Genomic DNA, 12867 nt, shown 5'->3' with positions numbered 1-12867 from the left:
CCGTACAATGGCTCAGCGGCCAACCGGGCAATTTCCCAGAGCTTTGAGGACTGCTTCGCCAAACTCCCATGTCCCGGCCGATCCCCCGATATCCCGGGTCAGGATACCAGAAGAAATGACGGTACCTATGGCGGATTCAATCCGCTCGGCACCTTCCTGATCCCCGATGTGGGCAAGAAGCATTGCCGCGCTCCGTAAGGCCGCAATGGGGTTTGCGATGTTCTTACCGGCAATATCCGGGGCGCTGCCATGCACCGGTTCAAAGAGTGCATACCGGTCGCCGATATTGGCGCTCGGCACCAGGCCCAGTCCCCCGACAAGGTACGAGGAGACATCCGAGATGATGTCGCCGAATATGTTCGTGGTTACAACCACATCGTATGCGCCGGGATGCTGGAGGATGTCAAGGCCAAGGGCGTCGATATATTTGTCATTATATTCAACCCCGGCGTTCTGTGCCTCCGCTATACAGATGTCCCGGAAAAAGACATCGGATTTGAGCACGTTCGCCTTGTGCCCGATGGTCAGTTTCCCCCGGCGCTGCCCGGCGCACCGGATCGCGGCCCGCACAATCCTCTCGGTACCCGTCCGGCTTACCACCCGCAGCGTTGTTGCCCGATCCGGGCCGATCTCCTCAATCCCCGAGTACATCCCCTCGGTATTCTCACGTACGATCAGGATATCAAAACCGTCGCTTTTCACCGGCCGCAGGTTTGCGTACAGGTCGAGGGCCTTCCTGATCCGCAGGACAACGCTCTGATAATCCCTCATAGGAGGGGTCGTGACGGCCCCAAAGAGAACAGCATCGGCAGTTTTCAAGGCCGCGATATCGGCATCGGCACAGGGACAGCCGGTTTGCTCCCAGCGCCCGTACCCGACATCCACCGGGAAGTAATCATACTCGGGATGGAGCAGTTCGAGCGCCTGATGTGCTACCGGGATCACCTCATGGCCGATCCCGTCACCTTCAACAATCGCGATCCGCGTCATCGGGCACTCCACCGGCTGACCACTTCCTGTACCGAGCGGGCGATCTTGGCAGGGCTCGCGCCCCAGTGTACGATCGCCCCGAACTTCCCGTTCCAGGTACCCACACCTTCGCGCTCGGCCCGGCAGCACCGGGCAATAAAGGGTTCTTCTGCTATCTGCTCAAGAGGACAGATGTTTTCGAGCGTAAAGTCAGTACCATAACATTCCGTGCAGAACTGTTGTGCCGTAAGACACCCGGCCACCCGTTCGCCGCCCCGCAGAGGATCGGCATCCAGTGTCCTTGTGTACCCGGCAGCCCGGCAGGGATAGACATCCGCCGGCACGGTGGTGATATCGCGGATATGGTGATCGAAGATCACTGATAGTTCCCCAAAGAGACCAAGTGCCTCCATTTCCTTAAGGCTCGCCGAAAGCGTTGGCCGGGGAGGGAGAACATCATAGACATGGAGGGTGAGAAATCCCGAGAGATCGGGATCGAGAACAAAGGTCATATTCTCCTCAAGGCCGGTAAAAACCGTGCAGCGATACCCGCTTTCCTGTGCAAGCCGCACGAGCCGGGTCCTGTCGTTGAGCTGCACCTTTTCCGGGTAAGAAAAGATCTCTGCAGGTGTTGCCAGTACCCGCGACGAAATGATCTCCCGCATGACGCGGTCTTGTGCCGGGTCAAGGACCACTTCGAGGAGTTCGTACCCGCCTTCAGTCTCCCGCAGGAGATACCGGCTCAGGACATAGACCCGGTCTCCACAGGGCTTTTCTGCGGCAACCCCCACAAACTTACAGTGTTCGGGAAAGATCACTGGTGAGCCCTCCAGTACTCCACAAGGCCACCAGCCTCGAGGATCTCCTGCATACGGGCGGACAACGGGCGGATCGCATGCCTTTTTCCCTCAGTATCAACCCATCCCGCAGAAAGATCAAATGCCACCGGTGTCCCTTCTGTGCAGGTTAGTGTTGATTCGATGAGAGGAAGGCCGATGTTAATTGCGTTCCGGAAGAAGATACGGCCAAATGAGGGGGCAATGATCGCGATGACGCCGGCTTCCCTGAGGGCAAAGGCTGCCTGCTCCCGGGAGGACCCGCACCCGAAATTTTTACCCGCAACAATAACTGCACCCTTGAGCCGGGGTGCAAGCGTGGGGTCGAGATCCTCGAGTACATGAGTTGCCCATACACTCTTGTCCTTGGTCCGCAGGTACCGGCCGGCGATCACGAGATCGGTATCGATATCTCCCGGCAGGCATATGGCAGGTCCTTTTCCCTGCATTATCCCACCTCAGGTGACGCGATCTCCCCGACAAGGGCGCTCGCCGCTGCAGTAGCAACAGAGCCCAGGTAAATCTCAGCGCCTACGCCCATGCGGTTCTTGAAATTCCGGTTGGCAGTCGAGAGACAGATCTCTCCTTCGCCAAGCACGCCCATGTGGTAGCCAAGACAGGGGCCGCATCCCGGTGTTCCAATGGTGCACCCTGCCGCAACGATATCTGCAAGCACCCCGGTACGGATTGCCTTTTCCAGGATTGCTGCCGATGCCGGGACAACAAGGGTCCGGACCGCCACTTTCTTTCCCTTCACAAGCCGGGCAAACCGGGCAAGATCGGAGTACCGCCCGTTCGTGCAGGTCCCGACAAAGACCTGGTCAAGAGGCACGCCGGCAACGGCGTCCGCGGGTTTGACGGTGTCCACCCGGTGCGGGACGGATACCAGCGGTACGATGTCGGTGAGATCAAAATCAAGCTCCCGGCAGTACGAACATGACTCATATTCCTGACTTACCGTATCCAGTCCGTGCTCCTTGAGGTAACGGAGGGTCACCTCATCAGCATAAAAAAGCCCGGCCTTTGCCCCGGCCTCAACCGAGAGATTCGAGAGGACAAACCGTTCATCCATGGAGAGATGACGTACCCCTTCACCGATAAATTCCAGCGCCTGGTAGGTTGCGCCGTCAGTACCGAGTTTTCCCACGTAGGCAAGCGCAAGGTCTTTTGCTTCAGCGGCACCGGTCAGATTCCCGGTCAGGTGGATACCCACAGATTCGGGGACCCGAAACCAGGTCTCCCCGGTCAGCCAGATTGCCGCCATGTCGGTTGCCCCCACACCGGTCGCAAACGCCCCGAATGCCCCCAGCATAACGGTGTGCGAGTCCGCCCCGACCGCGATCTCGCCGGGCAGGACCTCCCCTTCAGCCATCAGCTGGTGGCAGATACCGCACCCGACATCAGAGAAATGCATGGATGAGCGCTTTGCAAAATTTCGCAGTTCATGCTGGAGGGTTGCAGTAAGGCCATTATTGGCCGGGGCGATATGATCGAACTGGATATAATATCCGGTCTCCTTTCCCATCCGGTCTCTTCCCATCTCTTTCCAGGCTTCCAGGGCAAGGACACCGGTTCCGTCGTGGGCATAGGCCCGGTCAACCTTCCGGTCAACATATTCACCTGCGGCAGCACCAAGAATCCGTTCAGACAAGGTACTCATGACGAAACCTCCCTTTGTGCCTGCCGGATCAGCTTCCGGAGAATCTCCGGCGTGATATTGCATTTCTGTTCTGAATGTTCCTTGACAAGGTCGAGAACCCGGCAGACCTGGGTCTCGGAAAGGTTTTCACCCAGAGATGAGAGCACATGCTCAAGCGCTTTTCTTCCGGTGTGTTTCCCAAGGATGAAGTGCCGCTCGCTGCCTACCATGTCAGGGAGGAAGTACTCGTAAGTCGCAGGATCCTCTAAGATCGCGGCGATATGGATCCCACTCTCATGGGAGAAGGCAAGTTCCCCGGTCACCGGCTTGTTTTTCGGGAGAGCAATCCCGGAATACTTTTCCACCTTTCGGGAGAGGGCAGTGAGATGTGAGAGATCGTACCGGTCTATGCCTCCCTTGGTCCGCAGGATAACCAGGACCTCTTCTAAAGAAGCATTGCCCGAACGTTCCCCGATACCGTTTACCGTGGTATGAAGCTGGAAGGCCCCTGCCTGTGCCGCCGTGATCGTGTTTGCAACGGCGCAGCCCATATCATTGTGGCAGTGGGCACAGAACGGCCGGTCAACCGAAGAGACAAGATCGGTCATAATCGTGCGCATCTCGTCCGGGATCAGGCAACCCACCGTATCGGCAAAACTGAGCAGGACGGCCCCGTGATCAGCCGCCTTTCCATAGACCTCCTTGAGAAAAGCCGCATCGGTCCGTGATGCATCCTCAGCGGCAAACCGTACGGCCACCCCCTGATCCCGGGCGAAATCGATCATCGCCAGGGCATCCTCAAGCACATTTTCCCGGGGCTTTTTGAACTTCACCCTGACGTGGAGATCCGATGTCGGGATGAAGATGGAGACCATGTCCACACCGCAATCGATCGCCGTTGCAATATCCTCTTTTTTTGCCCGTGCAAAGCCGCAGATCCGTGAATCCAGCCCAAGGCCGGCTATGGTCTTTACGCACTTCTTTTCATTTTCGGAAACGGCGGGGAACCCGGCCTCGATCACTTCTATCCCGATACGATCCAGGGTCCGGGCAATGTCCACTTTCTCTTCGCAGGAGAACGACACGCCCGGTGTCTGCTCCCCGTCTCTCAATGTTACGTCACAGATCTCAACATTCCACGGTTTCATGGTGTGCTCCTTTGGGGCAGTCTGCTTCCACGACAACGGTCATCGGCGCATCCGGAGCCCGGATCACCTCACGGAGCCGGTGTTCATCTCCTGCCGGGCAGACCACCGGGTCAGCCCAGCGAATATAGGGAACAGGATCGCTGACCGTCTGGCCTCCGGTCATGGCGGCGCAGTGATTCTTCATCACGATGCAGAGAAGAGGACGCCTCTTTTCATAGACATCGATAAGGGCGTTGATGCCCGAGTGAAGAAGGGCGTAGTCCCCGATCAGCGCTACATGCGTACTCCGGGCTGCAACGGCGATACTTGCACCCATGCCATAGCTCGCAAGACCCAGCTCGTAGGGAGGATTCAGGCTGAAAACGGAGCAGCCGGCATCGCAGATCACCTGCATTCCCCGCTCCTTTAAGAGCCGCAACAGGGGAAGGTAGGGACAGGTTATGCAGAATGTCCGGCTGAACCCCCGATCATTCCGGGATTCCGGTTTTCCCTGCGGACCGGGTGCTGCCACGGTGCGGTGATCCCGGACAAAGGGCCTTCCGATCTCATGAATTTCAGAAATCTCCCTTGCCCGGGAGGAAACCGGATTGACCGTTACAATCCGGGAGTCACCCGGGGCAGATCCGGCACCCAGAGTGCCACCTTTCCACCGGTTCAGGGGCGAAACGTCCGACCAGGCAAACATCGCCCGGTAGATCTCGTTTGCAGCGGTGGCCCTGCCGTGCATGGTCAGGGCCGGATCGGCAATTCTCCCGCTTTTGTTGTTTCGGGGAACGGGCTCGCCGTCAACCTCCGCATCCAGCAGATGCGGGGTGAGCCGGAGCAGGGCCACCCGGGAGAATGTCTCTGATGCAGTAAGCGCTGCTTCAACGCCGGTAAAACAGGTATTCTCATCGGGTTCGATCACGGGGAGTTCCGCCAGTTCCCCGTAATACCGGGAGTCCTGCGCGGTCTGGGAGCCTTTTGACTCGGGATCGTCACCGGCCACAAGGAGGACACCCCCCCGGATACCCTGTACCGTTGCCTGGACAAGCGGATCGGCGCAGGCATTCATCCCCACATGCTTTACAATCACTGCTGCGCGCCGTCCGGCAAGGGAATCGCCCAGCGCATATTCGAGGGCCGTCTTCTCGTTTATGACCAGCTCGGCCCCGGTCAATGCACCAAGTTCCGTGATAGGATACCCCGGGACGGTATACTGCCGGTCCGTCCCGGAGGATATGGCCGCGGCAAGCGCCTCGGTCCCCTTCATTCGTCCCTCCCGGGCACGAGATCGCAGCCTGCACAGGTTGTACACATGGTAAGGGCCCCGGCAGTGTCAAGTCCAGCCCGGGCAAGGGCCTGGCGGTGGATACTGAAGAGCCGCCGGAGCCGGTCAGCGGGCGGCCGGGGCATCCCGGCACAACCTGCAACTGGGTTGAGCGGCCGGAGCACCGGGATCACTCCGTGTGAGGCGAGCTGGTTGATGCAGGCCTCCATCTCTGCATCTGTCTCTCCAAGCCCGACGATGACATTGGAAAAGACCCTGCCTTTCCCAAAGAGTTCCACGGACCGGTCAAGGACCTGCCAGACATGATTGTAATCGAGCCCGGGACAGATCTTTGCAAAGAGATCCGGGGTGGCCGTCTCAATGTTGAACTTTACCTCTGCCACACCAAGGGCACGAAGCCTCCCCGGGGTCTGGTCAGTCGGGTAAACGGACACCCCTATAGGCAGGCTAAAGAACCGCAGGTGATCAATCACCTCGCAGACATAGGCCTCTTCCTCCTCAATGCTTCCCATTACACCGCTGGTAAGAGAGATAGCACTGATGCGGTGCCGGACCGATTCTACCAGCCCCATGATCTCTTCCACGGTCTTGCGTCGCGCCGGCATCTGAGGAACGGAGCAGTAGCGACAGGAAAAAATACAGCCCTCGGTGACCGTGATAAATGCCTGGTCAGGACAGTGAAGCCCCGGCCGCAGGAGATTTCCCGGGATCTGGCGTTCCCCGAAATAGAGATCGGCAACACCATTTCCCCGGTGGACAATTTCGATGGGTGATGTGGGATTGATCGCAAACTTGACCCGGTGGCTGCCCATAGTAAAGAAGACCGCCCCTTTTCCTCCGGCTCCCGGCCCTGCGGTAGACTGGGCAATATAATCTTCCGCGGGTTCGCCGCTCAGCCGGGCAGAGCCGGCTTCGAGCAGCTGTGCCTTTAGTTCTTCCCACTGCATAGTTCCAGTGCCTCCTCGTACCGGGTAAAGAATGGCAGGGCCGCAACTGCTCCCGTAATCCCCCGACCGTTCATGACGATACGGAGACGGGGATCCCTGATATTCTGCACGCGATCCGGCGCCACTTCGCCCCGTTTTACGCTCCTCCCGTATTCCACGAGTTCATCTGAAGGAGAGAAACCGGTATAAACTGCCATGCCGGTCTTTTGTGAGAGGGTGTACTTCTGGAGCAGTTCCCTGAACCGTTCGATAAGACGTTCCGGTTCGGTGGTGGCAAACTCAGTTACCAGGCTTACGCAGTTCTTGGTCCGGTACGCTACCGGGAAGAGCTGGACTATCGTATGAGAGAGATATGCGGATTGTTCATCCTCCACGGCCCGTGCGATATTGTGGACAAGGGTCCATGTGGCCCCCGCCTCAGCAGTATCCGTATCATCCACACCGATCAGGAGCCGCTGCCGGCGGGGCAGCCAAAGCGTGGCACTCGCCACTTTTCCTCCGCCGGATGGATCGCACTGTTCCCGGAGCACGCCCCGTGCCGCTGCACGGCAGCTGGTTGCCCCGACACCACCACCACCCATACCGATATAGGTCACCGCGATCTCGTCCCCGGTAACCGAGACCCCGGAGATTCCGGCCGGGAACCGGGATCCTTCGAGCGCAAGATCCACAGTACCTGGCCGGAGCAGGAACCGGGTAGAGGAGCCCACGCACCGGACGCCGGTAACCAGAGGGCTCTTGGCATAGTGGTGCTGGGTCCACATCGCCCCCCCGATACAATCGAAGAACTCGACAAGTTCAACGCTGCTTCCGGACTCATCCGCTACCGCAACGATCTGCGGGTAGCGGATCACATAGGGATCAGAGATGTTCACCATACAGTCCCGCCGCTTCGATTCCCCGGTCCGCCCAGAGCACTGCACCGAGCGCCCCGATCCGTCCCTTTCTGCCATTGTGATCGAGAAATTCAATGCCGAGCCGCTGTGCCTCTTCTTCGGCCTTTTGCACAGTAAGGATCTCGGTTTTGATGGCCGCATGGAAGGGTGACTCCTGCCCGGTCCTGATCCCTCGGGAGAATGCAATACCGGTGTCTTTGGAAAACGTATGCTCTTCCACAAACGTGCAGACAAATTCGCGAAGTGCTCCGATACTTCCCGGCCGGGCAGCAAAATTAAGAGCGGACCCGACACAGTTCGTGGTTTTATGGGGGACGGCTGGATTGAGCTGGATCAGGCGCATATCAAGGAACTCCACTCCTTCAAGGAGACAGGCCTCCGCACACTTTAAGGCCATCACCCATGTGGCACCCTCCTGTTTTGTATCTGTATCATCAATGCCAAACGATACCTTCTCGTATAGGGGTGAGACAATCCGGACATGGTTGGTCCGGGCTCCCCCGACCTTGAGATCATCCTCACTTGGGTATTCAGCCCGGATTACCCCCGGGGCCTGGGGGAGGCAGGCTGCGATTCCTACACCGGCACCGGCGATTCCTGCCCACGTGGTTATCACTTCATCACCGTTCACTTCCACCGCTTCAAGTGCCTGTCCGCCAATCGTGCCGGCAGCAGCCCCGAAATTGACCGGGTATCGCCCAAGCCGTGCCTGGATGGTCATCGTGCTTCCCTCAACGGCACACGCTGCCACGGCACCTCCGGCACGGGAACGGTTCATGGCATCCCACTCAATGGTACCCCGGGCATGACACTGCTCAAGGATCTCGGCCCGCCCGGCCGTCTCATCAACCATCACCAGAAATTTCTTTGAGAAGAGCGGACCGAACCGCTGCTTCACATCGCCGGGTGTAAGTATGATCATATTATCGCCGAAATTTTCGTTAACAGATGATTCGGCAATAAAATATTTATAAGATTCCATGAGTGAGAGAAAATTTTCACGAAAAAAAGGGGGTTAAATAACCTTGAAAAGCTCGATCTTGAACGGCCCAAGGCTCCCGCCGAAGTTGCCGGCCGAGATAAACTTCACTCCCGGCACCTTGACTGCTGCCCTGACACCGGCACCCATCGCCGCGGCAACACTCTTTTCGTCAACGCCATCGATCACAATCTCGTATACAGCTTTGACACCTGCCGGGATCTTGGTATCTGCCACTTTCTCACGGAGCGTGGGGCAGTACTTCTCGTTTGTTGATGCGGGCATGAACTTGTACTTCAGGCTGCCTACCTTGGAGCCGCTCGCCACGATCCCACCGGGGAAACTGGTGATAACTCCTTTGACCTCATCAATTGCATCTACGGCGGCCTCGGCTGCCACAAGGGCGGCCATCTGGTTCTCGCCCATGATAAAGAAGTTGCCACCGGCAACGCCTTTCACGATGCCGAATTCCTCTTCACCGACATATTCGCCGTTCATGATCGGGATAACCCAGCATTTCCTTCCGCCTACTTCTTTCTGGTACTCATACCCGTCACCAAAGAAATGCAGCTTGACCGGGATTTTTTCCTCAGCGTCGGTGATGCCGTTAAAGACTGCGGTCGTGGGGGCCGTCAGGACGCACTCGGCAAGGCGTTCAACAACCTGTTCCTTGAGTTTTTTCTTGCTTGCGCAGATAAGGATCGAAACGCCCGGCCTTCCATCGGGGGTCTCACTGCCGGAAAGGATGCTTTCGATGCCGGCTTCGCACGGGCAGCCAATCGCAGATGTCGCAAACCCGGTTGCTTCTGTTGCCGCCTTAAGAGCCCAGTCCTTTGTCACTGCGGTGATGATCACCCGGCAGACCCAGGTGGGGAATGCCTCCGCATAGGTATCGTCAATTGTTACGCCGTTGATTTCCATAGAATCAAAACCTCAGGTTTACCAAAGGTACCTTGATAATCAGGAATAAATTTTCTCATTTGATTGTACGGGATTACTAAGAGCGCACCGGAACCCACCGTGAATGTATACCAATTGTAATTAACCGGGTAAGGATGCATATAAACAAAAATTAAAAAAAAATAATAAAAAGACCGGGTTACAGCGATATATTTCAGAACATTTATCTAGATACTTCCACCACTCTTTTGATAATCGATTCTATAATCGATCATAGCGGGTGTGTGATTATGGTATTTGCTGTGCAGATCAAGACCTACCACCGCACCGGCTGTAGCAATTGTGTTGTTGCATGTCCTGTGGACGCGCTGGAACTGCATCCGGTAGTTCCGGAGCAAACCGAACCTATCTGCACCGTCCGGGAGAGTGTACCGACGCTCCCGGGCTGTAACGAGGTGCTCCCTGCCAGATGCAGGGTATGCGTCCAGATGTGTCCGCATGATAATATCAGGCTGACAGGGCCCTGGGAGACCAGAGCAAAGGCAAAGGTGCAATAGAGGAACAGCGTGAGGGTTATTTCATGGCATTGTTTCCAAAGTTTTCCAAAAAGAGGGATGGTGTCAACGTTGTGATGGAGCAGCGGCTCCTCCAGAACGTGAACAACCTGATTCTGAATTCAGAGACCTGCACGGGATGCGGTATCTGCGTCGACGCCTGCCCAGAGGAGGCAATTGTCCTCGGACTGGTCGGTGCATCCCGCCGTGGTGCCATCAATTACGCAACTCCCATCGATGTAGACGAGACCAAGTGCTCGTACTGCGGAGTCTGCGTGATCATGTGCCCGTTCAATGCACTGACTCTGAAAGTCGACAATCAGGAGCGGCTTCCAATCTTAGAAAAAGAGGGATTCCCGCAGTACGACATGAAGGCAGAGATCAACGAAGAAAAGTGCGTAAGGTGCACGATCTGTGAAGAGGTCTGCCCGCGTGATGCAATCGACCGGAATGTCCCGGCCTACGAAGGGACCTACAAGGGACCGGTTGCCGGGGCAAAGGACCGCCAGACCGCACTCAAGGCAAAGACCACTTTTACCGTAGACAAAGAAAAATGCACCACGTGTGGCATCTGCGGTGCTCTTTGTCCTGCCATCAGGGTCAAGCACAAGGAATATACAGCTGAGATCGGAAAAGTCGAGGGCGATGTAATCTGGGACGAAACCAAGTGCGACGCCTGCAAGGTGTGCGTGGAGGCCTGCCCCCAGGAATGCATCACCGTTGAACGCGAGATTGTTTCCGATAAGCTTGACGGCAAGGTCAGCATTGTCCAGGACAACTGCTGCACCTGCACCTGGTGCTCCCGGAACTGCCCGAGCGAGGCCATCACAGTCGAGAAGATCTTTGAGGGCGATATCGAATTCCACGCCGAGAAATGCCCCGGCGGCTGTTCGACCTGTGCCGAGATCTGCCCGGCAAACGCCATCTATCTCCCGAGCGAGAAGCCGGCAGCAGAAATGGGACACCATATCGAGGCAAGCATTGCAGTCAACAAGGATTACTGCATCCTCTGTGGTGCCTGCGTGAATGCCTGCCCCGGTGAAGACATCATTATCCTCAAGCGGACAGGTATCCGCACAAAAGGCAAGGAGACGGATCTCTTCAGGAAGATCAAGGACAAGCTCTTCACCAAGAGGACCTCCAAGGTTAAGGAAAGCGTTGCCGGACAGGTCGGAATAAAACTGATGGAGAAGGCGTGAGGGAGGACGAATATGGTAAGAACAAAAGGTTACCCGGAAGCGCTGGAGAAGAAACTCCACGATCAGCGCTACTACCGTGAAGACTCGACTGCCGATTTTATGAAGAGGGTTGAGGCTTCATCACGCACTATTGCCCATATGTGCTACCAGTGTGGTACCTGCACCGGCTCGTGCCCGTCAGCACCCCGAAGCACCTACCGGATCCGCAAGTTTATGCGGAGGGCAGTCCTTGGCTTTGAAACCGAGGCGCTCACCGACCCTGATCTCTGGCTCTGCACAACCTGCTACAGCTGCACCGACCGGTGCCCGCGGGATATTGCACCGACCGATGTTATCATGTCCATGAGGAATATGGCATTCACCCACGATATTATACCGGTAAACTTCCTCAAGACAGTAACGGCAATCTATGCCTCCGGCCACGGTGTGCCAAACAACGATGTCAACCGTGCAGCCCGCGAGAAACTCGGCCTGACCCGGGACCCGCCGACCACCCACATGTACCCTGAGTACATGCCCGCAATCCGGAAGATCCTTGACCACTATCATCTCAAGGAAAATGCGGACCGGATCATCAAGGAAAGGGAGGGATAAGGGAGCATGTCTGAATCTAAAGCAAACCACACGTTCGCATTATACCTTGGCTGCATTGCACCCAACCGGTACCCGGGCGTGGAATCTGCAGCCATCAAGGGTTGCAAGAAACTGGGCATCGACCTTGTCCCCCTCAAGGGTGCAAGCTGCTGCCCTGCCCCCGGTGCCTTCGGTTCCATTGACCTGAATGTCTTCTATGCGATGGCAGCACGCAACCTCGTGCTCGCCGAGCAGATGAAGACCGATATCGCACTGGTCTGCAACGGCTGCTACAAATCAATCTGGGAAGTCAACCACAAGCTCAAGCACAATCAGGATCTCCGCGACGGCGTCAACGAAGTGCTCAAGGAAGTAGACATGGAGTTCAAGGGCACCATCAACGTCTATCATCTCGCCGAACTTCTCTACAACGACAAGTATGCCGGTGTCGCAAAGATCAAGGATACGGTTGTCAACCCCCTGACCGGTGCCCGTATCGCCGTCCACTACGGCTGCCACCTCACCAAGCCTCACAAGGACCGTGAGTTCGAGAAAGAGGTCATGTTAAACACCGAGCACCCGGTCTGGATGGAAGAACTGGTTGCAGCCCTTGGCGCAACCCCGGTCGAGTACCGCAACAAGATGCAGTGCTGCGGTGCCGGCGGCGGTGTCCGCGGATACGACATTGTCCACTCGCTGGATATCACCAACGAAAAGCTGATCAACCTCAAAGAGGTAAAGGTGGACGCTCTTACGGATATCTGTCCGTTCTGCCAGCTCCAGTTCGACCGCGGCCAGATCGAGATCCAGGAGAAGTTCGGTGTCAGTTACGGCCTGCCCGTGCTGCACTTCGCCGAACTGCTCGGCCTTGCACAGGGAATGAGCCCGCAGGAACTCGGGCTTGACCTGCACGCGATCAGCTGTGAACCATTCCTGCAGAAGGTGCTCTAGAGGTGG

Annotated in this window: 14 protein-coding genes; 4 read left to right on the top strand and 10 right to left on the bottom strand. The window is 57.0% G+C overall.

What is annotated here, in order from left to right; genetic code table 11:
- Nucleotides 1-12: 12 nt before the first annotated feature.
- From MBOO_RS03120 to fhcD, 10 genes are read right to left on the bottom strand one after another with little or no spacing between them, the layout of a single operon-like run.
- Nucleotides 13-990 carry an isocitrate/isopropylmalate dehydrogenase family protein gene (locus MBOO_RS03120; RefSeq protein WP_012106141.1) on the bottom strand — a complete coding sequence of 326 codons (978 nt, stop codon included), beginning with the start codon at nt 988-990 and terminating at the stop codon, nt 13-15.
- Nucleotides 987-1787: a DUF7714 family protein gene (locus MBOO_RS03115; protein WP_012106140.1), complete on the bottom strand. Its 801-nt coding sequence runs from the start codon at nt 1785-1787 to the stop codon at nt 987-989. Before MBOO_RS03115 ends, MBOO_RS03120 begins: the two co-directional genes overlap by 4 nt.
- Complete coding sequence (locus MBOO_RS03110; protein WP_012106139.1) at nt 1784-2254, bottom strand: LeuD/DmdB family oxidoreductase small subunit; 471 nt, start codon at nt 2252-2254, stop codon at nt 1784-1786. The genes MBOO_RS03115 and MBOO_RS03110 overlap by 4 nt, the downstream gene beginning before the upstream one ends.
- On the bottom strand, nt 2254-3465 hold the full coding sequence (locus tag MBOO_RS03105) for an aconitase/3-isopropylmalate dehydratase large subunit family protein (protein WP_012106138.1): 1212 nt from the start codon (nt 3463-3465) through the stop codon (nt 2254-2256). Before MBOO_RS03105 ends, MBOO_RS03110 begins: the two co-directional genes overlap by 1 nt.
- On the bottom strand, nt 3462-4592 hold the full coding sequence (locus tag MBOO_RS03100) for a homocitrate synthase family protein (RefSeq protein WP_012106137.1): 1131 nt from the start codon (nt 4590-4592) through the stop codon (nt 3462-3464). Before MBOO_RS03100 ends, MBOO_RS03105 begins: the two co-directional genes overlap by 4 nt.
- Entirely contained in the window at nt 4573-5844 is a 1272-nt protein-coding gene (locus tag MBOO_RS03095) for a thiamine pyrophosphate-dependent enzyme (RefSeq protein ID WP_012106136.1), read from the bottom strand. Before MBOO_RS03095 ends, MBOO_RS03100 begins: the two co-directional genes overlap by 20 nt.
- A complete protein-coding gene (locus MBOO_RS03090; protein ID WP_012106135.1) occupies nt 5841-6809 on the bottom strand; it encodes a radical SAM protein in 969 nt (322 codons plus the stop codon). The genes MBOO_RS03095 and MBOO_RS03090 overlap by 4 nt, the downstream gene beginning before the upstream one ends.
- On the bottom strand, nt 6791-7687 hold the full coding sequence (gene mmp11, locus MBOO_RS03085) for a methanogenesis marker protein 11 (protein ID WP_012106134.1): 897 nt from the start codon (nt 7685-7687) through the stop codon (nt 6791-6793). The genes MBOO_RS03090 and mmp11 overlap by 19 nt, the downstream gene beginning before the upstream one ends.
- Nucleotides 7671-8687, bottom strand: coding sequence for a hypothetical protein (locus MBOO_RS03080; protein WP_012106133.1), 1017 nt, complete (start codon nt 8685-8687; stop codon nt 7671-7673). The genes mmp11 and MBOO_RS03080 overlap by 17 nt, the downstream gene beginning before the upstream one ends.
- Before the next feature lie 33 nt (nt 8688-8720).
- The gene (gene fhcD, locus MBOO_RS03075) at nt 8721-9605 is read right to left on the bottom strand and encodes a formylmethanofuran--tetrahydromethanopterin N-formyltransferase (RefSeq protein ID WP_012106132.1); all 885 of its coding nucleotides are present in this window, start codon (nt 9603-9605) and stop codon (nt 8721-8723) included.
- A 269-nt stretch (nt 9606-9874) separates the two neighbouring features.
- Between fhcD and MBOO_RS14220 the strand changes: the two genes are divergently transcribed.
- The 4 genes from MBOO_RS14220 to hdrB are packed head-to-tail and all read left to right on the top strand — an operon-like array spanning nt 9875 to nt 12861.
- Nucleotides 9875-10141 carry a 4Fe-4S dicluster domain-containing protein gene (locus tag MBOO_RS14220; RefSeq protein ID WP_012106131.1) on the top strand — a complete coding sequence of 89 codons (267 nt, stop codon included), beginning with the start codon at nt 9875-9877 and terminating at the stop codon, nt 10139-10141.
- A gap of 23 nt (nt 10142-10164) precedes the next feature.
- Nucleotides 10165-11337 (top strand): 4Fe-4S binding protein, encoded by a 1173-nt coding sequence (locus MBOO_RS03065; RefSeq protein ID WP_012106130.1) that lies wholly within the window; start codon nt 10165-10167, stop codon nt 11335-11337.
- 12 nt (nt 11338-11349) lie between these two features.
- A complete protein-coding gene (hdrC, locus tag MBOO_RS03060; protein WP_012106129.1) occupies nt 11350-11931 on the top strand; it encodes a CoB--CoM heterodisulfide reductase subunit C in 582 nt (193 codons plus the stop codon).
- A 6-nt stretch (nt 11932-11937) separates the two neighbouring features.
- On the top strand, nt 11938-12861 hold the full coding sequence (hdrB, locus tag MBOO_RS03055; protein ID WP_012106128.1) for a CoB--CoM heterodisulfide reductase subunit B: 924 nt from the start codon (nt 11938-11940) through the stop codon (nt 12859-12861).
- Nucleotides 12862-12867: the final 6 nt, after the last annotated feature.

The sequence above is a fragment of the Methanoregula boonei 6A8 genome, assembly GCF_000017625.1.
Taxonomy (GTDB): domain Archaea; phylum Halobacteriota; class Methanomicrobia; order Methanomicrobiales; family Methanospirillaceae; genus Methanoregula; species Methanoregula boonei.
Note: the sequence above shows the minus strand (reverse complement) of the source record. Positions and strands in the feature narration are given on the sequence as shown.